The sequence below is a fragment of the Leptospirales bacterium genome (assembly GCA_019694655.1).
Lineage (GTDB): Bacteria > Spirochaetota > Leptospiria > Leptospirales > Leptonemataceae > SSF53.
In genome coordinates, this window is the sequence record JAIBBN010000021.1 from 1 (window position 1) to 25463 (window position 25463).

20 protein-coding genes are annotated in these 25463 nt (G+C 60.6%); 11 read left to right on the plus strand and 9 right to left on the minus strand.

Annotated elements, in window-relative coordinates; translation table 11 throughout:
* The first annotated feature begins 16 nt into the window (after nucleotides 1–16).
* Complete coding sequence (locus K1X75_17110; protein MBX7059786.1) at nucleotides 17–3259, plus strand: efflux RND transporter permease subunit; 3243 nt, start codon at nucleotides 17–19, stop codon at nucleotides 3257–3259.
* A gap of 71 nt (nucleotides 3260–3330) precedes the next feature.
* Nucleotides 3331–3567 (plus strand): hypothetical protein, encoded by a 237-nt coding sequence (locus K1X75_17115; protein ID MBX7059787.1) that lies wholly within the window; start codon nucleotides 3331–3333, stop codon nucleotides 3565–3567.
* 26 nt (nucleotides 3568–3593) lie between these two features.
* Here K1X75_17115 and pbpC read toward each other — a convergent pair whose 3' ends face one another.
* Genes pbpC through K1X75_17130 form a run of 3 tightly spaced genes read right to left on the minus strand, consistent with a single transcriptional unit; the run spans nucleotide 3594 to nucleotide 12699 of the window.
* Nucleotides 3594–5966 (minus strand): penicillin-binding protein 1C, encoded by a 2373-nt coding sequence (gene pbpC, locus K1X75_17120; protein MBX7059788.1) that lies wholly within the window; start codon nucleotides 5964–5966, stop codon nucleotides 3594–3596.
* On the minus strand, nucleotides 5963–11905 hold the full coding sequence (locus K1X75_17125) for an alpha-2-macroglobulin family protein (protein MBX7059789.1): 5943 nt from the start codon (nucleotides 11903–11905) through the stop codon (nucleotides 5963–5965). The genes pbpC and K1X75_17125 overlap by 4 nt, the downstream gene beginning before the upstream one ends.
* Nucleotides 11906–11946: 41 nt before the next feature.
* Complete coding sequence (locus K1X75_17130; protein ID MBX7059790.1) at nucleotides 11947–12699, minus strand: hypothetical protein; 753 nt, start codon at nucleotides 12697–12699, stop codon at nucleotides 11947–11949.
* Between the two features lie 157 nt (nucleotides 12700–12856).
* Between K1X75_17130 and K1X75_17135 the strand changes: the two genes are divergently transcribed.
* From K1X75_17135 to K1X75_17145, 3 genes are read left to right on the plus strand one after another with little or no spacing between them, the layout of a single operon-like run.
* Nucleotides 12857–13276 (plus strand): hypothetical protein, encoded by a 420-nt coding sequence (locus tag K1X75_17135; protein MBX7059791.1) that lies wholly within the window; start codon nucleotides 12857–12859, stop codon nucleotides 13274–13276.
* Between the two features lie 14 nt (nucleotides 13277–13290).
* Nucleotides 13291–14169, plus strand: coding sequence for an RNA polymerase sigma factor (locus K1X75_17140; protein MBX7059792.1), 879 nt, complete (start codon nucleotides 13291–13293; stop codon nucleotides 14167–14169).
* Nucleotides 14169–14837: a DNA-3-methyladenine glycosylase I gene (locus K1X75_17145; protein ID MBX7059793.1), complete on the plus strand. Its 669-nt coding sequence runs from the start codon at nucleotides 14169–14171 to the stop codon at nucleotides 14835–14837. The genes K1X75_17140 and K1X75_17145 overlap by 1 nt, the downstream gene beginning before the upstream one ends.
* A gap of 39 nt (nucleotides 14838–14876) precedes the next feature.
* Here the strand turns inward: K1X75_17145 and K1X75_17150 are convergent, their stop codons facing one another.
* The 6 genes from K1X75_17150 to K1X75_17175 all read right to left on the minus strand — a co-directional run bounded on the left by K1X75_17150 (nucleotide 14877) and on the right by K1X75_17175 (nucleotide 19732).
* On the minus strand, nucleotides 14877–15995 hold the full coding sequence (locus K1X75_17150; GenBank protein ID MBX7059794.1) for an FAD-dependent monooxygenase: 1119 nt from the start codon (nucleotides 15993–15995) through the stop codon (nucleotides 14877–14879).
* Entirely contained in the window at nucleotides 15988–17691 is a 1704-nt protein-coding gene (locus K1X75_17155; protein ID MBX7059795.1) for an AMP-binding protein, read from the minus strand. The genes K1X75_17150 and K1X75_17155 overlap by 8 nt, the downstream gene beginning before the upstream one ends.
* On the minus strand, nucleotides 17688–17951 hold the full coding sequence (locus tag K1X75_17160; protein ID MBX7059796.1) for an acyl carrier protein: 264 nt from the start codon (nucleotides 17949–17951) through the stop codon (nucleotides 17688–17690). Before K1X75_17160 ends, K1X75_17155 begins: the two co-directional genes overlap by 4 nt.
* A 7-nt stretch (nucleotides 17952–17958) precedes the next feature.
* Nucleotides 17959–18471, minus strand: coding sequence for a hypothetical protein (locus K1X75_17165; protein ID MBX7059797.1), 513 nt, complete (start codon nucleotides 18469–18471; stop codon nucleotides 17959–17961).
* Between the two features lie 9 nt (nucleotides 18472–18480).
* Nucleotides 18481–19539: a hypothetical protein gene (locus tag K1X75_17170; GenBank protein ID MBX7059798.1), complete on the minus strand. Its 1059-nt coding sequence runs from the start codon at nucleotides 19537–19539 to the stop codon at nucleotides 18481–18483.
* 70 nt (nucleotides 19540–19609) lie between these two features.
* Complete coding sequence (locus tag K1X75_17175) at nucleotides 19610–19732, minus strand: AAA family ATPase (protein MBX7059799.1); 123 nt, start codon at nucleotides 19730–19732, stop codon at nucleotides 19610–19612.
* A gap of 215 nt (nucleotides 19733–19947) precedes the next feature.
* Between K1X75_17175 and glmS the strand changes: the two genes are divergently transcribed.
* The 6 genes from glmS (at nucleotide 19948) to K1X75_17205 (ending at nucleotide 25446) form a co-directional block, all read left to right on the plus strand.
* Nucleotides 19948–21780: a glutamine--fructose-6-phosphate transaminase (isomerizing) gene (gene glmS / locus K1X75_17180; protein ID MBX7059800.1), complete on the plus strand. Its 1833-nt coding sequence runs from the start codon at nucleotides 19948–19950 to the stop codon at nucleotides 21778–21780.
* Nucleotides 21781–21783: 3 nt separating this feature from the next.
* A complete protein-coding gene (locus K1X75_17185; protein MBX7059801.1) occupies nucleotides 21784–22887 on the plus strand; it encodes a glucose-1-phosphate thymidylyltransferase in 1104 nt (367 codons plus the stop codon).
* 50 nt (nucleotides 22888–22937) lie between these two features.
* On the plus strand, nucleotides 22938–23222 hold the full coding sequence (locus K1X75_17190) for an exodeoxyribonuclease VII small subunit (protein ID MBX7059802.1): 285 nt from the start codon (nucleotides 22938–22940) through the stop codon (nucleotides 23220–23222).
* 6 nt (nucleotides 23223–23228) lie between these two features.
* Nucleotides 23229–24383 (plus strand): TRAM domain-containing protein, encoded by a 1155-nt coding sequence (locus K1X75_17195; GenBank protein ID MBX7059803.1) that lies wholly within the window; start codon nucleotides 23229–23231, stop codon nucleotides 24381–24383.
* Between the two features lie 86 nt (nucleotides 24384–24469).
* Complete coding sequence (locus tag K1X75_17200) at nucleotides 24470–25054, plus strand: hypothetical protein (GenBank protein ID MBX7059804.1); 585 nt, start codon at nucleotides 24470–24472, stop codon at nucleotides 25052–25054.
* 53 nt (nucleotides 25055–25107) lie between these two features.
* Complete coding sequence (locus K1X75_17205; protein MBX7059805.1) at nucleotides 25108–25446, plus strand: hypothetical protein; 339 nt, start codon at nucleotides 25108–25110, stop codon at nucleotides 25444–25446.
* Nucleotides 25447–25463: the final 17 nt, after the last annotated feature.

The window sequence follows — 25463 nt, forward strand, 5'->3', positions numbered from 1 at the left end:
AAAGCGGGCCTGCTGCATGATCGAACGCCTTCTGCACTACTTCATTCGCTCCCAGCTCCTGATCTGGCTGGTCATTGTCGGTCTGCTACTGGGGGGACTGATGGCCCTCTTCGGGTTGCAGCGCGAGGCCTACCCGCGCGTCGATTTTCATCAGGCCGTGATTACTACCGTCTTTCCAGGCGCCGCCCCTGAGGATGTAGAACAACGCGTCACCATTCCGCTGGAAGAGGAGATTCGCGAGGTCGAAGGTCTCAAGCGCGTTCGGTCCACATCGCGACACTCCGTTTCAGAAATCTTCGTGGAAGTTGATTTGAAGGAGCGCGATCCGGACGGCGTGCTCGACGAGGTGCGGCGGGCGCTGGATCGTGTGACCGATCTTCCTTCAGAAGTAACAGAACGGCCGGTCTTCCAGGAGCAGAAGACCGGAACCTTTCCGGTGCTTGAGATTTCGCTCTACGGCGCAAATAGCGAACAGGAGCTGACGGACATTGCCGAATTCTACGAGAAGCAGTTGGAAAAACTGCCCGGCGTAGCGCGCGTCGACTTATTTGGCAAGCGCGAGCACGAGTGGCAGGCGCTGCTCAATCCAAACAGTATGCGCGCTCGCGGCGTCTCGATGCTTGAGGTCGTGCAGTCGCTGGCAGCGCGCAACGTAAATATTCCCGGCGGCGCACTGGAAGCAGAGCAAGCACGGAACATACGCACAACCGGCGAATTTCAAAACATTGGCCAGCTGGCGCGCGTCCCGGTACAGTCCAACGATATCGGCAGCCGCACCATGCTCGGTCAGATTGCGCGATTCGAGGAAGGTTTTGAATCTCCGCGATTGCTGGCGCGCACCAACGGGCAGAATGCGATCAATCTGATGGTCCTCAAGCGCGAGCGCAGCGATATTGTCACGGTTACCGGCGACGTGGCGCACCGGCTGGAGGAATTGAAACAGATTCGACCCATCCAGAGCGCCATCGTTCTCGATGAAGCCCGGCAAACTCGTCGTCGCCTTTCCGTCGTGCAATCGAACGCGGCCATGGGCTTCGTTCTGGTTGTCGCCATGCTTATCGCCTTCCTGAATTTTCGCACGGCGCTGGTGACTGCTGGCTCGCTGCCTCTGGTGGTGCTTGGATCTCTGATATTTTTTCCACAGGCCGATATCACCTTCAACATGATCTCGATGATGGGCTTGATCATCTCGCTGGGCATGTTGGTGGATAACAGCATCGTCATTGCCGAAAATGTGCATCGCTACCGCGAGCAGGGCTACTCGCCGATCGAAGCCGCAACGCATGGCGCCGCCGAACTGGTCATTCCGATTCTGGGCAGCTTTCTGACCACCGTCGCCGCCTTTGTTCCGATGCTGCTCATGACGGGCATCATGGGCAAATTCATCTGGCAGATTCCCTTTCTGGTAATCGTCAGTCTGAGCGTCAGCTTGCTGGAGTCTTTCTTTCTGCTGCCGGCGCGACTGGCCCGCTTCAGTGAAAAGGAAGGCCAGAAAAACAGCTCTGAGCTGCGCCAGCGTTTGGACGCCTTCTTTGATGGCGTGGCCTCCGGCTTTGGCGGTTTTGTGCGATTCCTGGCCGCGCATCCCTTTCGTTCCTTTGCGGTGATGAGCGTCGTCGTCCTGGCCTCCTTCGTTGGCATGGCCTTCATGAAGTTCTCGCTCTTTCCCAAAGAGGAGGTAGAACAGTTTATCATTCGAATGGAATTCGAGCCATCGTTGCGCGTAACGCAAACCGTACAACGCATGAGCGCCGTCGAAAGCCTGGTGCGCGGTCTGCCCGCCGACGAACTGGTTAGCTACTCGGTCAAGGCGGGCATCCAGCAAATCGACGCCGGCGATCCGCTGACGCGCGTTGGCGAACACCTGGCCATGGTAAATATCTATCTGACTCCTGAGTCGGAGCGTAAACGCACGGCCAAAGAGATCATCGATGCGCTCACGCCAGCGGTGCGCCAGACGCCAGGTTTGATTGCCTATTCGCTGCAGGAAGTCGTGCCCTCTCCGCCGGTCGGCGCTGCAATTACCGTGGCCGTAGAAGGTCCGGAGTACGAGAAGCTGCGTGAGATCTCCGCCGAGGTGCGCGCCTATCTGGCGACAATCCGCGGCGTAAAAAACATTGCCGATGACTACCGACCAGGGCGCGAGGAAATTATTGTACGCTTGAACGAGGAGCGCGCCGCAACCGCCGGCGTTAGCGATCAGCTGGCGGCCCAGATGGTACGCAGCGCCTATGAGGGCGCAGAGGCTACGACCCTGCGCCAGGGCGATCGTGAGATTACCATCCGCGTACGCTACGACGAACCCTTCCGGCGCGATCTGGCGGCCTTGAGCGAGATCGCCGCGCCCAACCGCGTTGGACTGCGAACTACTCTGGGATCGATTTCCACTCTGGAAACGCGCAACGGCCCGGAGAGCCTTTCGCACTACGACTTCGAACGGGCGATCACGATCCTCGCCGACGTCGACGAAGATATCATAACTTCTTCTGAAGCAAATGCTTTGATCTTTGCCAGGTTCAAGGACCTGAGCCAGCGCTATCCAGGCTATGCATTGAAACTGCGCGGCGAGGAACAGGAGACCAACGAGTCCATGGCATCGCTGGCACAGGCCGGCGGTCTGGCGCTATTGGCCATCTTTGGCATCATCGCCTTGATCTTCAACAGCCCGCTGCGCGCGCTGATTATCATGATGACGGTTCCGCTTGGCTTGACCGGGATCGTAATTGGCTTTCTCACCGCCGGCAAGGCGCTGTCCTTTTTGGCGCTGATAGGCATCATTGGATTGGCCGGAGTGCAAGTAAATGCCGGCATCATGCTGGTTGAATTCATCGACAAGGCGCGACGCGAAGATGGCCTGGGCCCGCTCGATGCCGTGGTTGATGCAGCGCGCACGCGCTTTCGTCCGATTCTTTTGACATCGCTGACAACCATGGCCGGCTTATTCCCAACGGCCTATGCCCTGGGCGGTTCGGATCCAGTACTGATTCCGATGACTCTGGCCCTTGCCTGGGGACTGGCCTCTGGCACTTTTGGATCGCTGCTGTTTATCCCGGTGGTTTTCTCCTGCGGCTACAAGCTACGCGAACTCTGGCTCTCTCGGCGCGGCAGCCAGGCCAATCCTTCGTCCATGAAAACGCTCAGCGAAGCGGAAGCAGCGGCGCGACTGGGAGATTGGCCACAGTCCAACGGAAATGGATCGCCAGGCGCCAACTTCAATGGCAAAGTACGTCGCTCGTCGAAGCGTACGCTGCAAAACTAAACAAAGCATACGGACAAAAAGCGTCTTGCCGGCGCAGAGCAACGGAGCGCCTCTGGAGCAGAGGTTGCATCATGGCCGACGAACAAATCGCAGCGCTGAATCAGATCACGGCGATGATTGATGAGAAGGCGACGCTCTACAAAAACAGTCTGCGTTCCATGCCGCCGGCGCGCGCCGCAGCGGAGAAACAACTGATCCTGAAGCTGATTGACGACGGCCTCTCCCTGGCCAGAAGCATCAAGCCGGCGCCCTTTTCACTGATCCAGGACCTGGAGCAACTGACTCGCGAACTTTCGCGTTTGGGCTAGCGCGGCGCAGATTTCCCGTCCAGCATTCAAGGCGATAGCTGTGGCGGCAATACGACCAGCGGCATCGAGTCGCTGCGCCCGTGATCGTCCACCACCCGCAGCGTAAAGTCGCCGGTCGGCGCATCCCAGAAGAAAGATTCGCCAGGCGCCGCCGCGCCCAGGTAGGCGTCGTCGGCAAACCAGTAGAGACGACGTACGCCGCCATCGGCCACGGCGCTCAACGCCATTCGACGATCGCGCAGCGAACCGTGTAATTGTTGGCTGGCGCCGCGCAAGGGAGAAGTGATGTGCGGCGGCGCTCCCTCCTGCGATGCGAACAGACACTCCGCTTCAAACTCCGGCGGCGCCGCGCGCGGGGCCCCGGCCTGAGCAAACAGCTCCTCCAGATCGCTGGGCCAGAATTCGTATACTTCGGAACGGACATGTTGACGGGCGCCGCAGACGCGCTTGCCGCTGCGCGCGTCCACCAGCGCCTCGCGGTGGATGTTGCAGCGCGCGATGGGCGAAACGCCGGGCAAGAACCAGGTCAGCCGCCGATGGGGGCAGTGGTCATTGGGCAGATCGCCGGAGACGGTGCAAACCTCCACCTGAGCGACGCCCGCTGGCGGATTGGCCGCTGCCGGATGACCGCGGCGATGGCCGGGACGACTGCGCATGGCATCTATGATGCGAAACATCAGCGGCGCCGCCGCCTCACGGCCGGACAGGTAGGGATTGGAACTGCCGTCGAAGGAGCCGGACCAGACAATTACTACGTAGTCATCAAATATTCCCGCGCTCCAGGCGTCGCGAAAACCCATCGAGGTGCCCGTCTTCCAGTAGACTGGAGATTGTTCGCTCAGGCCGGGCGTCAGGCCGCGGTTGGGGCGCGACGCCTGCCGTAATATGTCGAGCGTCAGGAAAGCCGCCTGTTCGGAAAACAGACGCTGCGAAGCGCCGCGCCACGCGTCGAGACTTCCACAGTTTCGCAGGCAGCTCCGCAGCGGCTGCATCTCGCCGCCGCGACCCAGCGCCACATAGAGTCGGGCCAGTTCCTCCATGGTAACTTCGGCGCCGCCCAGCGCGATAGCCAGCTGGTAGAAAGAGGGCGGCTTCATCTCGCCGACGCCGCTGCGCTGCAAGAGATCATAGAGCGAGGGATTGTGAACGCGCGAAGCGAGGTAAAATGCAGGGATGTTGCGGCTACGAATCAAAGCCGCGGTAGCGCTCAGCGGACCGCTGAAGTCGCGATCGAAGTTTTCAGGAACAAAGAGCCCGTAGCTTGCCGGCGCATCCTTGAGCAAGGTATAAGGATGGATGATTCCCTGCTGGAAGGCCAGCGCAAAAAGAAAGGGCTTCAGCGTCGACCCCGGCGAGCGCCGGGCGCGTACGCCATCGACCTGCCCCTGAATGCTGTCGTCCTTATAGCCTGCCGAACCCAGCCACGCCAGTATCTCCGCCGATCGCAGGTCGACAAGAATCGCCGAAACATTGCGCACGCCTTGCGGACGAATCAACTGCAGATGAAGGCGGGCTTGCTCTTCTACAATCGTTTGAATACTTAAGTCCAGCGTAGTATGGACCTGGGTGGCATTGCTTTGAGCGAGGGCCAGCCAGGTCCAATGCGGCGCCCGAAAGGGCGGCGAAGTGCGATGGACCTGTCCCGGCGATAGCGCGACCGCGGCCAGAGCGTCCCCTGGTCTGCTTTGCAGCCAGCGCTCCTGCAGGGCATCGCGGGCGCGGCGCAGCTCTTCATTTTGCTGCTGGCCTGGCGCACGGCGCTCCGGGCTCTTGGGGATGACGGCCAGCAACAGGGCCTCGGGCAGGGAAAGCTGCGATGCCGGTTTTTGAAAATAGATCAGGCTGGCCGCTTCAATGCCTTCAATGTTGCCGCCAAAGGGCGCCTGACTTAAGTAGTACGAAAGAATTGCGTCTTTGCTGTAGCGAAGCTCGATCCACAACGCGATGAATATTTGCAACGCTTTGCCGCCGGGGCTGCGCGTCCGCAACCCGTAGCGCAGGCGCGCCGCCTGCATGGTGATGGTGGAAGCGCCGCCGCTGTCGCTGCCCCTCAGATAGGCACGCGCTGCACGCAGCAGCGCCACAGGATTCAGCCCCGGATGCAGGTAAAACCACCGGTCCTCCTGCAAGAGAATTGCGGCTCGCATTGGGCTGGAGACGCGCGCCTCATCGAAGGGCAATCGCCGCATTTGATCAGCGGTCAAGGTCAGGCGCAGCAGACGGCCATCGCGATCGTAGACAGCGCGCGAGTATCCGCCAGGCGGCGTAAGTGGAATCATCCAGCCGCTGAGCCGCATCGCCGCCACAATCAGCGCGGCGACCAACAGGCTGTGGCCCCACGCTTGCCGGGCAAAAGCTGCAGCATAGCGCTGGCGCCATGCTGCAAGGCGCTGGATCAAGGCCTGGCTGCCACGCGCAGTCGTCCCGGCGATGGCATCACTGCGCGCACCGCACGATCATACATTCCTTCGGCATAGGCCGGCGGGATCACGTACTCTCCGGGATTTGTAGCTCGAATACGGTAGCGAAACTCGCGCAGGCGATCATCGGCGCTGCCGTATAGAATGATGCGATCTTCGCGCACATCGACATTCTCCGGCCGCCAGCTGAACTCCGCGCGCGCACTGTCGATCTGCGCCTCGAAGCCGCCCGGAATCAAATCGACGACGGCCACATTGCTCTGCGTCGAACCGATGCCGCGGATGCGCAGGACGACCTGCAGGTCTTCGCCGGCGGCGGCATGATCGGTCGCCTGCCCCTCAAGATTTTGCAGTTCGCGAAAAATCTCCAGCGATTCCTTGCTGGCCTCCGCGGGCAAGCGCCGGTCAAATCCGCTTTGCACCGCCTGATAAAACAGGGGCAGCGCAGAGCGGTTGGCCAGGCGCAATACACGCGTTTGTGGCGCAAAGTCCAGCTGCGGAAAAAGCCCGCGCGGGATGCTCAACTCGCTTTGCGTTCCGTTTTCCAGAATTTGCAAGGCCTGGACATCCAGCGGCTGCTGGCTGGCTTGAGCAGCCAGCGCATCCAGGGCAAAAATGGTCATCGCCGCCGACAGACTGTTGAAGCTGTTGGCATAAACCGGACGCAAGGTGCGCTGCAGCAGATCGGCGTTGGCGCGACTGAGCTGATCCGGAAAATGTTTAGCAACAATATAGAGAAAGGTCGCGTCGCGCAGCAAGCCATCGTAAAAGTGAGCATAGTCCGGACTGGTTGCGGACAGCGGATTGAAACGCGTGATCAGTTCCGCGGCCTGCGGTTCCTGACGCATCAGCTTATGGGCAGCGGCCAGATAGAGGGCAATGCTGTCCTGCTGCCAGCCCTCATAACGGGGCTCCGCAGCCAGTTTGCGTCGAAGGGCAAGAACTTCGTTCGATACCACCTGACCGTTGCGGGCCCGCAGATAGAGGGCGAAGGCGCGGGAACGCAGATCCACGGAGTCATTGACAGACATTTGCTCCAGATACTTCAGGCTGCGTTCCAGCAACTCCGGCGGCAATGGCCGTCCGCGCTCTTTCGCCTCAGTAAGAAACTGAACGACATAGGCGCTCTGAAAGGGCGATACGAAGGAATTTGCCGACCAGAAGCCAAAGCCGCCTTCCGAATTCTGGCGGGCGCGCAACACGCGCAGAATGCCAGTGAACGCGGCGTTGGATTGCTCCGGATTCTGAACGAACTCCGCTCGATTGGCCAGGAGCATGTGCGGCGTTGCCTGAGAAACCAATTGCTCAGTACATCCATAGGGATAGTTTCTCAGGTATTCCTGCAATCCGCGGGCCAGACCCAGCGGCAGACGCGACAGGCTGAGACTGTGTCGGCGAAACTGATCATAGGTGCGACGCGGCGTGGGCGCCTCGACAACTCCCGGTCCTGCAAAGCCGCCCGTGACCGAGGTGCGGTAGATGGTCGCCGGGCGTACGCTGAGCGTTGCGCTGAGCTGCGAACTCTTGCCGGCGCCCTCCACGCGGAAATGCAACTCTGCCGGACCAGGTTCATCGCGCGCCTGAACGCGGAAGACAGCGATGCGCTCTTTGCCCTCGGCGACGGTAAGCTTTTGTTCTGCATTTCCGGGAATACTCAGCGGCCCGCTGCTTTCGGCGCGAACTGTCAGCTGCGCGTTCTCGCCGCTGCCTTCGACATTGTTGGCCACGCCAACGCTGACTTCGGCCACATCGCCCGGCGCCAGAAAGAGCGGCGCCGATGGCGTGATGACGAAATGATCCTGGATGATCGATCGCCGCTCTGTTGCGCCAATGGCCGCATCGGACACGGCCACCGCCATGACGCGCAGCGTGCCATTGAAATACTCCGGAACGCGGTACTGCAGGGTCCGAGGCGTGGCGTCGCTCTGGACAATGCCGGACCAGTAGACGGCCGGCGCCAGATTGCGTCGACGAAAAGGATTCAGGTTGCGGCCCAGATCGCCATCGTCGCCGCCGCCGGGGCGCGAACGGCGCAGCATAGAGTACTCCGGCAAAATCAAATCAAGGATCTGTGTGGTGCGCGTTTCCAGAGCCCGCTTTCGAAAGAAGTGAGCAAGCGGATCCGGCGTCTGGTAGCGCGCCACCTGAAGAATCCCCTCATCCACGGCAAAGACGGCAATCCTGCCGGGTTGCGAGGTGCTGTAAGTGATCGGAAAGTTGCGCCCGGGCAGCGCCTTATCCGGCGTCTGCAATTGGATGCGATTGGCCCGTCGCGCTCGACTGATGGAAAAGGGCTGCACCGCGTAACTGAGCGGAGCGCTGTAGACTTCCGGGCTGGCCGGGGATCGTATGAAGGCGACGTTTACGTAGGCGCTTCCTTCCAGACTGGCCGGAACGACAATGCTCTGTACTGTGGAGTTGGTCGAGGTCTGGAACCACTTGTGAGCGTAAACTCGATCACGTTCAATTGTAATCAGGCCGGCGCCCACGTACGGCGCTACAATATTGAGTCGGATTTCTTCGCCTGGCGCATAGTCACCCTTTTCCAGGCGCAACTGCAGCTCGGCCCCGCGATCCAGGCGGCCGGCCATAGTTCCGGCGCCGGCGATGCTAAAGGCAATATGATTTAACTCTAAATGGTTCGCGTCTTCAATATAAATGACAAAATCGCCTGGCGCCGAAGATGGCAAATTTAGCCGCAGGCCTGCTGCGCCAATATTGATCTTCTCCTCGCGCAGCGGAATCTCCCGACGGACGCTGGTATAGCGGTAGACGCCGTCCTCGGCGCGAGCCAGTACCGACACATAGCGCACCTCAACGGTGCGCGCCGTCAAGGGGCCCGAAGAAGTGCGCTGAGCGTCGGGACCCACCGCAATCAAATCGACGCCGCGCGTGGCGCCGCGGGCGATGTAGTCCAGCGATCCATCGGCGCGATAGCCGATAACACGCTCCAGCGGCGACACCAGAATGCTGCGAATTGCCGTAACCGATCGGCCGCCGCCGCTTTCATAGCCCTCGGCTACGAAGGTCAGACGATAGGTAGAAGCGCCGAAGCGCTCCAGATGAAAATTGAAATCAGCGCGACCCTTTTCGTCGGCGGCCACAGCTTCCAGACTCTCCTGGATGCGACGATCGGCGCGCGCCGGATCGTGAAAATTGTAACCTGGATAGCGTGCAAAGGCGAAGGCGGCCGGGGCAAGCTCCATCTCGCCGCTGATTTCGTTACCGCTGGCCGCCTGACCGAAGAGATGGCGCAGCTCCGCCACTCCGTGCAGATTGCGCGGCGAAACCCAGCCCTCCTCTGACTGCGCCGAGAAGGAAGCCCGAATCTGCATACGGTCCGGCTGAAACTCTTCGATGCGAAAGGAGGCGGCGCCGAGCAAGGATGCTCGACGTTGATCGCGCATTGTGTAGAGGTTGACCTGGTAGACGCCGGTGGGCGAGCCTGGATCGCTTTCAAATTTCAGCTCATGAAAGGCCTGGCGATTCAATCGCAACGGAGTGCGTTGCACCTCTGCGCCGCGCGCATCCACGATGCTCAGCTCCAGCGGCGCGCCTTCCAGGCGACGATTCCAGTCCCCGGACTTCACAATCAGGCCAATGTGCGCCTCCTCGCCCGGGCGATACAGGCCGCGGTCGGTAAAGAGAAAGGCCGTAAGCGTTTCCGGACGATCGGCGCCAACCACGCCGCCAATATCAAAGCGCGATAAATTCAGCTGCCGATCGCCGCGCGCGTAAGGCATGAAGGACACATCCGTTCCTTTGCGCAGCAAGAAGGCCGTTGGCTCCTTTTCACGCTGCAAATCGCGCAGGGACGGAATACTGACGCGACCTGTAGCGTCGGTCTTCGCCGACGCAACCGGCAGTCCGTTGCGGCCCAGAACCTCCACCTGCACGTCGCCCTCCGGCGTGCCGCGTGAGACACTTTGTACGAAGAGATCGCGTTCGCCGGAAGCAGCCTCTTTGACCAGCATGCCCAGATCGCTGACCAGCACAAAGCGCCGCTCGACGACCAGCGGCCGCTCATCTTCATCTTCCTCCGCCTCATCCCAATCATCGCCTGAGGACCTATCGTCGCTTTGCGAGGCCGCCGGGTCCGGGGGAACATACTCGCTGAGTCGCAAGAAGAAGAGGCCGGTCTTGTCTGTACGCTGCGTCAGGTAGCGCGAAAAATCAAAGGCGAAGTATTGCACTTCGCCGCCGCTGGGCGGCGCCAGTCGCACGATTTCTTCAAAATGCTCCGCCAGATTGGTTTCGTTGAAACTATAACTGTTAAAGTAGGGATTCTGAAAATCGCCGCGCGTCTGGCTGACCAGATGATTGATTTGATCCGGCAATACACGATCGATTTCAATTTTTACGGCGCGAACCCCGGAGGCGGCCACGCTGATCTTCTTTTCGCCCATCAAACTCAGCAGCGCGCCTTGCTGTTGTACGGCAATACGGCGCGGAAAGGGCGCCACCCGAAGGATCCGGACAAAGTCCTCGCGTAGCGTATAGCCGGCGAAGTTACGCGCGCCGCGCTTGATGCGCACGTACAGCCATCTTCCGCCCTCTGCGGCGAAACGATAGGTATGTTCCCTGGCAAACTCCCGCTCGCCAGCGGCGGCCGTTAACTCGATGCGTTGCGACTGCCGCAGCAGCGCAGGATCAATTTCCTCTGGCTGCCACTCATGGCGCAGCTCGGCCTCTGTCCCCGGCGACGCGGCGCGATCGCGAGGCAGCAGATAGGCTTCGAGGCCGCCTTGCACATCGCTATCGCGGGCCTCAGTCAAGGTGCTGATGGCCAGAACGCGCTCCAGTTGCTGGTCCTCGCCGCTGATCTCCTGCACGCTGGCATCTTCAATACGAAAGAGTTCGTCGCGCGCCGGCACGGACAATGCCTGACGGGCATCGTCTTCTGTCGGCTCACCGCCCAGTGTGCTCAGCATTCCCTCTGCGATCTGCAACTCGACCTGAAAGCGCTCTTCCGGCGGCTCAATGTTCTCTGATTGCAGGTAGGCTTCGGTCCGCGATTCATTGAAGTTCAACGTAAACGAAAACTCGCGGCCTGCGGTCCCGGGCAAAATTGACTTTTGCACCAGCCGCAGCCGCTGCTTGACGGTGCTGACGTCGATCGGATAATTAAAGTAAATCGTCCCGACAATTTGCTTGATATTGGGATTGGTATAGTCTACATAGAATTCCAATCGCTTAATCGTGACGTGCAGCGGCGGGATTTGGAAGCTCAGCGAGTAGTCATTGAGCGAGATTTGCTCGGCGTGCAAAACCGGCGCCATTCTGACCTGGTAGCGGCGACCTGGGCTCCAGTCGGCCGACGGCCAGAAGCTCAGCCGACGGTCATTGGTCCATTCCCAGCGGCCTGGATGCGTCGGCGAAAGTTCCACTCCCTGATCAACCGCTCTTCCAATTCGTTCGAGCGGCGCCACCGACTGGCCGAACTCCAGAATGACGGGCGACGGTCCGCGATTTTCGCCGGCGATGTAGGGCGCCGGCGGGGTTAGCTGCACTCCTACTCCCGGCGCACGCGGGAAAAAGACCGAACACAGGCCGCCGCTGACGACAAGAGCGCCGGTGGTTACGCCAAGGGCAAAGGCGCGAGCATAGGCTCGAGGACTGCGCTCGCGCCAGCGTTGCAGCGGAGCGCGAACGCGCTGCCCGAGCAGTGCTCTGGCAGCCGCCGCCATATGCGCCTTGCGTTGCCGCAGCGGTTCGAAACGGCGGACAATCCGCGCGCGCCAGGAAAAGATCCGCGCCGATAGCTGTCGCTGCAATGTGGCCTTGCGGTCCGCGAGGCTCGACCGGAGCTCCCGCCAGGCTCTCAACAGTCGGTTCCCGGATTCCGGCAGCCAGTCGGCATAGCGGTCCAGTTGTAGAAGCAGCCAGTGAATCAGAGCTTGCGGGTAGCGGCGAAACATGCGCCCATCAGGGCGCACGCCATTTATCGCGGCAAGAGAATCTAGTCAGCCGCGTGCGCGGCCAACGCCACGCCGGAATGCAGCTTGATTCGCAAACGACAGACCTGACCATCATGCGCCAGCAGGTGCGAAAAAACCGGGAAGGCCACAATGTGCGCGCTGCCGGCGCGCTGGATTTGAATGTCGACGCTCTGCTCGCCGCATTGCAGCCGGGCATTTTCAGGATCAAAGCCGCCGGCCAGCACCAGCGTATAGCCCGCCGAGCCAACCAGGGCCTGAGCAATCTGCCGCGCCTGCTCATTTTGCCCTGGATTGGCGCCGCTTGTTGCGCCGCTGTCGCCTGGATCGATGCGGTCAGGCCGCGGGGCCGCGCTGCGTCCCTCAAAGCGAAAAATCAACGAACTCTGGGAGGCGTCATAGGCAGGCGCAACGCTGAAATCCTCCTGTGACTCGTCGAGGCCCTCTAGCCTGCTCAGGGAGATGGCCTGCAGCGAAGCCTCCAGCACGCGTTCCTGTTCCGTGTCGTAAGCGCGCACCTCTGGATCGGCGCTCAAACGATCGCGATAGCGCTGTAGATTTTCCTGGAATCGCTCGGTTGAGGGCGCGCCGGGCGCAGCCGAATTTTCGCCGCGCCGCGAAAGCCGCAAAATAGAAGTAGGGATCGAGAAGCGAAAGCGAATGGCAACACTGCCGTCCTGTCGAAGCTCGACAACGTGCAAGATCTGAAAGCAGGAACTGCAACTGGCCAATGCCAGCAGAGCTATTATTCGAACAAGAAATCTAGATTTGCGCATTGTCGCCTCGACCCTCGATTCTTATCGGAACTGCAGGGCATACAAGTAGAATTGGGCGGCCATCAAGAAGTGCGTTTTTTTCTGCGCCTGCTGTCACAGCGGCCGGAATGCTTCGTATCAGCAAGCAGAGAGCCAAATTCAGGCTCAAGGAGCAAATGTGAATCGAAACAATATCAAAATCCGGCGCCTGGCCCTCTTGCTGGCCGCCATCCTTGCCGCGGCCGCCGTCGCCTGCGGCCCGCAACCGGGGACCGCACAGCTGGCGCCGGGCGCTGTCATGGAAATTGCTGTGGTCGGCATCGACCCGCAACGCCGCGCCGACTTGCCTGGCCTGCAGGCGGCCGTACGCCAGGAGATTTCGTCGTGGCCGGGCTTTGTCAGCTGGCAGTCCTTCGAGGCCTCCGATGATCCCAATGTCGTGATGGACCTGCTGGTATGGCGCAGCCAGGCCGAGGCGGAGGCTGCGTCGCAGCTTGCTCAGAATTCCGAGGTCTGCAAAAAATACTTTGCGGCGATCCGGAGCAATCTTCTCTTCCGCCACTTCCGTCCGCTGCCGGCGGCGGAACAGAGACAGTGAGCAGGTCTGACTTGATGCAGCCCGCAGACAAACAAGCTATTCAAATCGAAAGCGAGCGCCTGATTGCTCAGGCGCTTGAACACGGCAAGGCTGCGGCGCTGGAAGCTTTGCTCAAAATGCACGCCGACTACATCTACAACATCTGCCGCGGCATGTTCCTGAACCCAATCGACGCCGAGGATGCCAGTCAGGAGATCTTGATCAAGCTGACTGCCAACCTGGCAAAGTACGATGCCAGGCGCGGACGCTTTCGCACCTGGATCTATCGCATTGCTGCCAACCATGCCATCGACATGCGTCGCACTTCTATGGAGGAGCTGGTCAGCGATTTTGCGGCTTACGGCCGCGATCTGGACAGCGTCCCGTTCGAGGAGATTGGCGCCGGTGAGCTGTCTAACCCCGAGACGCAGCTCTTGATCGAGGAGGCGAAACTGGGCTGTATGCTGGGCATGCTGCTCTGTCTGGACCGCAAGCAACGCATGACTTTCCTGCTGGGCGAAGTGATGCGTCTGGACTCGCAGGAGGCGGCCGCAATTCTTGGAATCAGCAGCGACGCCTACCGGCAGCGACTGTCGCGCGCCCGCAGCGATCTCTACCAGTTTATGCAAAATCAATGCGGCCTGATCAACAAGGCTAATCCCTGCCGCTGCCATCGCAAAACAAAAGGATTCATTAAGGCCGGTTACGTTGATCCAGCAAACATCAAGTTCGCCGGGCCGCATCTGCAACGCATCAGGGCAATGGCGGAAAACGGCGAATGTACGCTGGACGAGTACAACAATGCCGGCTATGCCGAGCTCTACAGAGAAAATCCCTTTTACGAAACGCCGGCGACAGTCGTTCAAAAACTGATGGCTCAGCTGGAAGTGGAGTTTATCAAGCGCGGTTCTTGATGACGACGAAGAAGAAAGCGGCGAAGAAAAAGGCTAAGGCCGCCGCCAGGCGGCCGGCGCCGGTCGAGCAACGCTGGCGCGAGCCGGCAATCCACGCCGACGGCAAGACTCGCTGCGCCTGGTGCGGCGAGGACCCCGACTACGTCCGCTACCACGATGAGGAATGGGGCCGTCCCAAACGCGAGGATCGATTTCTCTTTGAAATGCTGACGCTGGAGGCCGCGCAGGCCGGCCTCAGCTGGCTGACCATTCTGCGCAAGCGAGAGAACTACCGCAGGGCTTATGACGGCTTTGATCCGAAAAAAGTAGCGCGCTACACGCCAAAGGACGTGCAGCGGCTGCTGGGCAATGAAGGCATCGTTCGCAATCGGCTGAAGATTCTGTCCTCGATCGACAATGCTCGCGTCTTTCTCGATGTGCAGCAGGAGTACGGCAGCTTTTCGCGCTACCTGTGGAGTTTCGTGAACGACCGTCCGCTGCAAAACAGCTTTCGCAGCCTGCGCGAGATTCCGGCGCGCACTGAGCTCTCTGATCGCCTGAGCAAGGATTTGAAAAAGCGCGGCTTTCGCTTTGTAGGCTCTACGATCTGCTACGCGCTGATGCAATCGGTGGGCCTGGTCGACGACCATGTTGAAAACTGCTGGGTGCGCCAGGAGGGCTCACATTGACATCTGGCGCAAACGACAAGGCGCTCTGATCCCGGCGGCTCAATGACCCATATTCCAGCTCAGCAACTGCTGAAACAAACGCGGAAAACGTCCAAGCAAAGCTACGCTTGGATTCCACAACCACGGCCGGCGAATCAAGCTCAGCGCCAGCGGCGTAAGCCAGCGATAGTTTCTCGTAGCCTGGCGATGACGACGCGCATAGCGACGCAGGGCCGCGCTCAGCGCGCTGGATTGTAGTTCCACGCCCTCCAGCGACTGGGCCAGCAGCAAGGCCTCCTCCAGCGCCAGGCTGATGCCCTCGCCCGTACAGGCGTCGATGTATCCGCTGGCATCTCCAATCAATGCAGAACGCTCTGCACAGACCTTGTGCGCGCGCGCCGCCAGCGGACCGACGGCGGCCAGCTCGTCAGCCGGCGCGGCGTGCTGCACGCGCTCTTGCAATTCAGGAAAATACTGCAGCAGCTGGCTCAACAATTGTGCTTTGCCGCCTTGCGGCCGGAAGCTACGCACATCCCACAGAAAAGCCAGCTCCACTTCGTCCTCGCCGGTTGGCGTTACATAGGCCTCCGCGCCGTGAGCGGCGTAAACTTCCACCAGGTCGCTCCATGGTTTCAGTTGAAAGTGTTGCCGCGCGCCCCAGCGCCGCGGACCGGGCGCCGGGCGTTCCAGACCGGCCAGGGCGCGCACTCGCGAGCGAAAGCCGTCGGCGCCGATCAGCAGCGGAGCGCGAAACTGCAAGCCGCCAGCCTGCAGGCGAACGCCGCTGGACTCTGCGACGAAGGACTCCAGCGGAGTCGAGCAGTACACTTTGATTTGCTCCAATTGTGCGGCGCGCGACTGCAGTGCAGCCGAAAGCGTCTGGCGACGCATGCCCAGGCCTGGCCCCTCGCGAAAACAAGCCTCGGCGCGCCGACCGCTGCAGCTGATATAGCGAATGCCATAAAAGGGTCGCGATGCGCCGCGAACGATGTGCTCCACTACGCCCAGTCGCTGTAGTGACGCCACGCCTACCGGCATCAATCCCTGACCGCAGACCTTGACCTGTGGCAGCGTCGACTTTTCCAGAATGATAGAGCGACGACCCTGCATCGCCAGCGCTATGGCCGCGGCCAGTCCGGCAGGGCCGGCGCCGACAATCAGGGCTTCGCACTCATTCATCGCGGCGCGATTCAGCCAGCGTTTCCAGCAGACCGGCCAGATACAGGCGGGCGGCGGCGCCGCGCCGCACCTTGCCGCTGGTAGTGCGCGGCAGCTTGCCGGCCTCCAGCACGCCAACGCGCTCCGGGATCAAGCCGGTGGCGGCGATGATTGCCTCGCGCGCCGCTCTGGCCAGCGCCGCCGCATCGGCCTTGCCGCGCTCCTTTTCGGCCAGTAAGACGAAACCCTCCGAAGCGCGGCGCTCATCGGCGATGGCAAAGGCGACAGCTCGATCGTGTTGCAGTCCGCCAGCGCCATGCACGGCGTGTTCGATCATCGCCGGATCATGGTTGCGGCCATGAATGATAATAACATCCTTTTCTCTACCGTAGATGTATAGTTCGTCTTCGTATATGAATCCCAGATCGCCGGTATCGAGCCAGCCATTGCGCAGCGTTTGCGCTGTGGCCTCTGGACGCAGGTAATAGCCGCTCATTACCGATGGGCCGCGCACAAATATCTTTCCCACCGATCCCTCAGGCGCGGCCTGGGCGCTGGCGTCGCGTAGCTCGACTTCTACGCCAGGCAGCGGTCTGCCAACGCTGACCACGCGCAGCCGACGCGATTGTTCTGCATCTCCGGCAATGGACAGCGCACGGCCCTCGGCCAGCGCCGTGCGATCGAGGTTGGCCGCCTGTGGCGCGCGACCGATGGCGCTGAAGGTAACGGCCAGCGTCGCTTCGGCCAGGCCGTAGACCGGCGTGAAGGCCTCATAGCGAAAACCACATTCTGCAAAACGCTCTGCAAAACGACGCAGCGTCGCCTCGTGTACCGTCTCCGCGCCGATCAACGCCATTTGCAGCCGACTCAAATCAAGGCCGACAAGATCCTCCTGGCGAACACGTTCAGCGCACATCTGCAGCGCAAAGTTGGGCGCCGGACTGACTGTGGCGCCGCTTTCGCTCAGGGCCTGAAGCCAGAGCGCCGGACGCGCAACAAAATCCTCCGGTCGCACCAGGGTGATATCGCCAGGGGCCACAAAGGCCGTGATCAAGCCGCCAATCAGGCCCATATCGTGATGCAGCGGCAGCCATGAACAGCCGCTGTGATCGCTGATCGCCCCGGGAAAAACGCTGAGTATGGCGCGCGTATTGGCCAGTAGATTGCCGTGACTGAGGGCGATGGGCTTCGGATCGACGGTTGTGCCGCTGGAAAACTGAATGAGGGCGATGTCCTCTGTCTTTGATTGGCAGCCCGGCAAGGCCGCGAGGCTGGAATCCAGATCAGGCAGATTGTCGAGCGCATCGGATTCGTCGATGGCAAGCAGACCCAGCTCGCAGGCGCTTGCGGCGCTCTGCAACTGCTTGCGCGAGGCTTCTTCAGCCAGCACGACGCGAGCGCCCGCGGCGCGGAGCAGCGCGCTGGTAGCGCCGCTGTAATCGGCCATGCGTCCCAGGCGCGGCGTCGCCAGGCAAAAGGGTCGCGCCTTCAGCAGAAAGAGGGCAAACAGGGCGCGAACAAACTCAAAACCGGTGGGCGCTATCAAAGCCGCGGCATCGTCGGCGCGCAATCCCTGCTTGTGCAATTGCTCCGCAAGCAGTATGGCCTCGGACAGCAATTGGGCAAAACTTTTGCGCACCACGCTGCCATCGCGCCCGAAAAGACGTACGCCATAGTCGCTGTCGGCGGCGCGGCGCAACGCCTGGATCAGATTCATACTGTTTCGCCTTCGCGCAAGCGCTGTAGCAAAAGCTGCAGCACATCATCCACGGTGCGCGGCGCTTGATCCGGCGTTTCACCCAGACGGATACGATAGCTATTTTCGAGTTCCACCGCCAGGGTCAAAAGGCCGACGGAGTCCAATCCCAGGTCCTCGGCCAGACGGCTCTCCGGAAGCGCCGTTTTCTGTACGGCGCAATGTTCGCGCAACACCTGACGCACGCGCTCCAGCAGCTCTTCCGTCGATGGTTGACCCATGCTTTGCTCAACGACCGTGAAGCGCGCGCACTTCTGCTGGAATGCGCACCGCCATCAAGGCCGCATTCAGCACGCTGAATACCACGGCCGTCATCCAGCCGCCGTAGATCAGCGGCGCTCCCGCCAGCTCCAGGGCTACGCCAACGTAGTTTGGATGTCTCAAGTATTTGTAAATCCCGTGGCTGACCGGCGCATGGTCCGGCAGAGAGTAGATGCGCACCGACCAGCGCGAACCGAGCGTGCGAATAGCGGCCGCGCGCAAGAGCTGACCGGCAAGCAGCAGTACGGCGCCAATGACAGTCAATGGCAAGGTCGGCGTTGCGAAAAAGGACTCCAGCGCCATACTGGGAAACCACAATATGTGCATGGCCTGCATCCAGCGAAAATGCTGGCTGCCATACTCGCGCCCGCCGCGCAGACGCATCCAGGCCTCGTTGTCTCGCGATAGCCGCAGTTCAGCAATGCGCTGCTCGGCCAGCGCCAGGATCAAAACCAGAAAAGCAAATTGCGATAGATGCATCCCTACCCCTCAGAAACGAATCAGCACCGCCTCGGCGCAAAAGGCCGGCCCCATGGCTACCAGCACCCCGTAGCTGCCGCGGGGCGGGCGCTTGCGCTCCAGACTCTCCTTTAATATGAAGAGTACGGAAGCCGAGGAAAGATTGCCGACTTCGGCCAGACTCTGTCTGGAAAGCTCCAGCGCGTCCTCCGGCAGGTCCAGCGCTTCTGCCATGGCCGAAATAACTTTCGGCCCGCCGGGATGGGCGATCCACAGAGCGATGTCCTTGAGTTTCAGCCCGTGATCTGCCAGGAAGTCCTCAATACCGGGCCGCAGGTGTGCGGCTGCAAAACTGGCGACCTCCGAGGAGAGAACGATCTTAAAGCCGGTATCAACCACGTCCCAGCCCATCACCCGCTCCGAATCCGGAAAGAAGATGGCTCGTGAATCGATGGTCTCCGGCATCTCCGGGCGCACTGCCGGATGATCCTCGCCCAGCATCAATACTGAGGCCGCACCGTCGCCAAACAGTCCGCTGGAAACAATATTGGCGATGGACAGATCTTCGCGCTGCAAAGTCAAAGAGCAGAGTTCCACTGAAAGTAACATGCCGGCCTCGTCGCTGTGGTTCAAGTAGTCGTGCAGACGTGCAATGCCGGCGGCGCCGGCCAGACAGCCGAGGCCAAAAACGGGCGTACGTTTCATGTGCCGCGGGAAAGGCATGCGATTCATTAAACGCGCTTCAATGGAAGGCACAGCCAGGCCGGTGATAGTTGTGGAAATAAAATGATCGATTTCCAGCGCCGGCAGCTGCGCCTGCTGCAGCGCGGCGCGCGCGACGCGCTCGCCTATTTCCAGAGCGGCAGTCGTCCACGCGGCGTTGGTCTTGCCCAGACCCTGCAGCTGGCGATACTCTTCCAGCGGCAGTGACAGACAGCGACCGCCGACCAGCACGTTACGATGAAACTGCTCGATTCGATCAAGATTGAAGTGCCGTTCGGACCACAGATCGCGAAAGGCGGCAATCAATTCGTCCTGACTGTAACGATGGGGAGGGAGTGCCGAAGCAACGGCGGCGATTCTGGGCATGGGAATAGGCGCTCTGGCAGCAAGTTAGGCATATGCATTGCGCCCGTCGATGATATTCCCGGGCGCAGACTCAGGCAATGCCCAATACGGCTGTAAGTTGTTGTAAATCGGGCCAGTCTCTCGCAAGATTCACAGTCAGCGTTGTCTTGCCGACTCCGCCCTTGAAGTTGATCACTGCGATCTGCCGAGCCATCGTTAGCGCTGCGATGACGAAAAACGGGCGCGCGCCCAGAAACGTCAATTCTCTTAGAATTTACAGAAGGTCGCGGCTGCTGCACAAAGTCGCTGCTACGCCGACGTGTCCGCTGCGCGACACTGTATCCGCAGCGCGACACTACAATCCTGTCCCCCGATTGGTCTGGCTTTTCCGCCTTGCCCGAAGCCTGCGGGGACAATATCGTGCCCGCCATGTGCGGCATCGTCGCTTATATCGGTTCTAAGTCAGTCAATTCCGTTCTGCTGGTGGGGCTGACGCGTCTTGAATATCGCGGCTACGACTCCGCGGGCGTGGCAGTACTGGACAACGGCGAATTGCAGGTGCGCAAAGAGCGCGGCAAGATCAAGGACCTGGAAGCGCTGCTCCAGGCCCATCCGGTAGAGGGCGTGGCCGGCATTGGCCACACGCGCTGGGCCACGCATGGCGAGCCCAATCGCGCCAACGCCCACCCGCATACCGATACCAGCGGCCATCTGGCCGTCGTCCACAATGGGATCATTGAAAATCACTACGAACTGCGCCAGGAATTGATCCGCGAAGGTCACCTGTTTCACTCCGAAACGGACACGGAAGTGATTCCGCACCTGATTGAACAGGAGATGCGCGCCGGCGCTACGATTGAGGAGGCGCTCTTTCGTACGATGCAGCGTCTGCACGGCCGCTATGCCTTTGTCATGCTCTACGACGGAGCGCCCGATCGCATCTTCTTTGCTCGCGATGGCTCGCCGTTAATATTTGGACATGGACGCAACGAAACCTTTCTGGCCAGCGACGTGCCCGCCATCGTACCCCTGGCCCGCGAGCACTACGTTTTCGAAAACGGCGAGTGGGGCTGGATCACGCAGGACCATCTTCATGTAATGAATGGCGATCGCCAGCCGCGCCACGTGGATCTCAAGAAAATCGAAATCACAGTCAATGACCTCGATCGCGGCGGCTACGAGCATTTTATGCTCAAAGAAATTATGGAACAGCCAGGCATGTTGCGCCGGGTGATCCAGGAGCGTTGCAATGACGCCGGTCGAATTCTCTTTCCGGAAGCCACGCTGGCCAATGACTTCCTGATTCGCCTTTCCAAGATCATGATCACCAGCGCCGGCACATCATGGCACGCCGGGCTGGTCGGCAAGATGTACCTGGAACGCCTGACCAAGATCACTACCGAAGTCGATATCAGTTCCGAGTTCCGCTATCGCAATCCAATCGCCGAGGGGGATACCCAGGTACTGGCAATTTCCCAGAGCGGCGAGACGGCGGACACCATTGCCGGCATCTACGAGGCCAAATCCAAATTTCTAAAAGTATTGTCCTTCGTGAACAACGCCAACAGCACCATCGCCCGCGAATCGGACTCTTTCATTCAGCTGATGGCCGGGCCGGAGATTGGCGTCGCCTCGACCAAGGCTTATACCGCGCAGTTGATGCACCTCCTGCTCTACGCCATTTACATCAGCGGCGTGAAGTGGATGCTCGATCGCAGCGATCGCATGGCCCTGATCGAAGAGATTCGCTCGCTGCCGGACAAGATGGATCGAATCCTGGAGCGCGCCGACGAGATCAAACAGTGGGCCTCCGATTTTCGCGAAACGCGCGACTTCATTTTCCTGGGACGCTCCTGGAACTATCCGACAGCCCTCGAAGGCGCGCTCAAATTGAAAGAAATCTCCTATATCCATGCCTCCGGCTACGCCGGCGGCGAATTCAAGCACGGTCCGATAGCATTGATCACGGAAGAAGTGCCGGTGGTCTGTATTGCGCCAAAGAGCGACATCTTTGACAAGATGATCTCGAACATCGAAGAAGTCAAGGCGCGCAAGGGCAAGATCATATCAATCTACACCGAAGGCGACGAGAAGACGCCGAAGCTCAGCGACTACTCTTTTGCGATTCCCGAATGTTCCGAGCTGCTCTCGCCCTTGCTTGCCGTTGTTCCGCTGCAGCTGCTGGCTTATTATGTGGCTGTCGATCGCGGTTGCGAGCCGGACCAGCCGCGCAACCTGGCAAAATCAGTAACCGTGGAGTAAGCTATGAGCATCGTTCTGTTGCTCGACGGCGATGAAGCCATCGCCCGTCCGCTGACCCGCATGCGGTCGCGATTTTCGTTGCGCGACGGGATCTATTCGCCCTTGCAGCGCTTGCGCCGCAAGCACCAGAACGCTCAGTTTTTCTACTACCACCCGGATGCCGCTCACGAAAGTTCGATTGCGCGCCTTGAGGGTCTGGAGCCAGCGCGCGTACTGCTTGGCGCCGAGGCCAATAGCATCGCCGCTGCCGAAATTCTGGCCACGCAGCGCGGCGCAGCGGCGATTCCCGCGGCGCCCTTGCTCGATGCACTGGACGCTATCGGACCGCGCCTGCAGAAGGATTTGGATCTCTGGGGCCAGCTTAGCGGCGCCCTGCGATCTCCCGCCGAGCTCAAGGCCCTCGGCGTGCAGTTGATCGGCGATCTCGATCGACTCTATGTACATGCGAACGTTCAGTTGACGCCAGGCATCGTAATCGACCTTCGATCCGGGCCGGTAATCCTGGACGACAATGTCAGCATCAGCGCCTTCAGCTATCTGGAGGGACCGCTCTACGCCGGGCCCGGGGCTTACATTGACAATGCACGAATCACCGGCGGAGTTATCATTGGCGCCAAATGCCGCGTTGGCGGCGAGATCGAGAATTCCATCTTTGGCGACTTCAGCAACAAACACCACGAAGGCTTTGTTGGCCACAGCTGGCTGGGCGCCTGGGTAAACCTCGGCGCGCTGAGCACTACGTCCGATCTCAAGAACAACTACGGCGAAATTCGCCCGCTACAACCGCCCTCGGCGGCCGAGCTGGAGCGCGGACAGCGATCGGCGGGAGCGCCGTGGAGCAGCGGTCGGATCAAGCTTGGCGCCATCATCGGCGATTGCGTCAAGACAGCGATCGGCACCATGATCCCCAGCGGGGCCCTGATTGACGCCGGCGCCAATGTCTTTGGCGGTCCGGCGCCGCGTTACACGCCGCCCTTTGCCTGGGGACCGGGCGGGGAACGCTACCGCGCCGACCGTTTCTTTGCCGATTGCGAGCGCATTTTCGCCAGGCGTCAGCAGAGCCCGCATTCCGAGCTCTTTGCCCTGGCCGCTCGATTCACGCGCTGAATTCGCTTGCCCGCGGCAATGCAGCGCGAAGCCTGTGTTTTCCTCCGGCTATGACAGCGCGCAAAAAAGAACCTGGCTTTGAAGAGGCCCTCGATCAGCTGGAAGAAATTACACGGCAGCTGGAAGGCGGGCAGCTGACGCTGGATGAATCCATTCAGGCCTTCGAACGCGGCATGGAATTGCGCAAGCTCTGCCTGGAGATGCTGCAAAAGGCGGAGAAGAAGCTGGAATATCTGGAGCGTCAGGCCGACGGGGCCCTCGCCCGCAAGCCAATCGATAGTCCCGAGGACGCGGCGCGCAGTGCGGTAAGTCAGTCGCGTCTGTTTCAGGAATAGTCCGCCTTGGTCGCAGTCGGCGATCGCCTTACGTTGCGCATCGAAAAGTGGGTTCAGAACGGCTATTGCCTGGCGCACGAACCGAATGGCCGGCCCGTCTTTGTTCATGGCGCGCTGCCGGGAGAAACAGTTGAACTCCGCATACAAAAAGCTGTAGAGTCACATAGTTTTGCGACGACCGAGCGCATCGTTGAATCCGCGCCCGAAAGACAGGACCCCTCCTGTTCGCTCTTTCCGCGTTGTGGCGGATGCTCCTTTCGCCATCTGGAGCGCGAAGCGGAGCTGCAGCTCAAGCGAACGCTGCTCGATGAATTTGACGCCCTTGCCACCTGCTTTGCCGAGGCTGCGCCGCGGGCCTTCGCCGGTCCGCCCGATGGCTATCGCAATCATCTGCAATTGCACGGCGGACCGAACGGCCCCGGTTACTTTGAGCCCTTCAGCAATCGAAGCCTGCCTCTGCCGCCAGAGGGCTGCGCCCTGGCTCCGCCGCAGCTGCTGGACTGGATTGCAACACACCCCGGCGAAGGCAAGAAACTGGTCTATCGCCTGCACCAGGACCAGGCGCACGGACCGCTGCAGGCTGAAGATCCGCCCCTGCAAGAGATCATCGCCCTCGACGACGATCATTCCTTCAGCATTGAGTTTGGCCCGCTTGGCTTTTTCCAGGTGAATCGTTATCTGATTCCGGCCTGGCTGCAGGAGCTGCGTCGTCTGGTTCCCCCGGGGCAGCCGACCAGCTGCGAACTGTACTGTGGCGCTGGCTTAATTGCCTGCGCCCTGCGCGATTTACTTGGAGAGTACGAAGGATTTGAAATCTCCAGCGAGGCGCTGCACTACGCGCGACGTAACTTCAAACGTCTGGGGCTTTCGGGCAAATTCTACGCGCAAGATCTGGATCGTCAGCCGGCGCCCCTGGGGGGCGCGCCGCGTCTGCTGCTGGTCAATCCGCCGCGCGCGGGAATTGGTCGAGCGCAAATGGATGTCATACTTCAAAGACGACCGAAACGCTTGATCTATTCCTCCTGCAATCCGGCCAGCCTCAACCGCGATCTGCGCCGATTGCGCCAGGCAGGCTACCGCGCCAGCGGCAGCGCCTGGTTTGATTTTTTTCCACGCACGCCGCATGTAGAAACACTGCTGGCCCTGGATATTCCTTCTTGATTCCGAGCTGCCGTCGTCACATACCGCTTGCCATGATTCTCGCCCCACAGCCTGGCCGGCGCCAGAGGCAAGAACGGAAGCTGCGGATGTTCAGCCTGCTGCTGCCAGCGGCGCTGCTGGCCGGCGCCTGTACGCCTTCTGCCGAATTGCAGCGCATGGGCGTGGCCTACAACTTCCTGGACGAAGGATTCCTCGATCGTCACACCTTGCAAACGCTGGGGCGCTCGCAAATGGAAAGCAGCGGCGGCGGACTGGACGCGGACCGCTCGCGCTGCCTGACGCGGGCCCTGGATGAGGCCAGGTTGCGCGCTGTGCGCGCTATGCTGCATTTGCGCGACTCCATTCCGCCGCTGGCCACGGACAGCAGCTACAACCAGAGCGCCTTTGAATCCGACTACCCGCGCCGCTTTCCGGAGGCCGAACTGCGCCGGGCGCAGAGCGAATTTGCCGCTCTGCTGGAGCGCGGCTACATTGCTTTACAGGACGCCCGCTCGCAAGATTCCTGCAAATTGGCCTTCCGCATCGTTGGCGAAGATCTGCCCCGAGAGATTCGGGCCACGCCCGGTCGGCAGCGCCAGCATCGCGATCAACCATGGAACCGAGAGCAGCAACGGCCGATCCCCGGCCAGCTCAATGCGCCAGCCGCGCCGCAAGGCGGCGCAAGCTACTGAAGTTTGGCCTGCCGCTTGCCCTGGCGTTGATCTCACTGTCTTTAGGCGCCTGCTTGTTCGGACAGCCGGAGTATCCGCCGCTGGCCTCCGAATTCCGCCGTGATGGAATGGTTTCCAGCAATACCTATCAGGTGCATATTTCCGTCTTTGCCGAAGATGAAGAGTCCGCATTGCAGCGCGGCGCCGCGCTGGCGCGCAGCAAAGCGATGAACCTGCTCCTGCAGGAACCGATGATCAGCGCCCGCATCAGCGACTACGGACGTCAGGAAATACGGCGTCTGGTGGATGCGGCTCGCGTTGTACGCGTTCACCAGGAATCGGCTGATTCCTGGATTGTCGTTTTACAGGTTTCCAGACGCGGACTTCGCGACTACTTACAGAAACTATATTAAACTTCAGGAAATTCCAA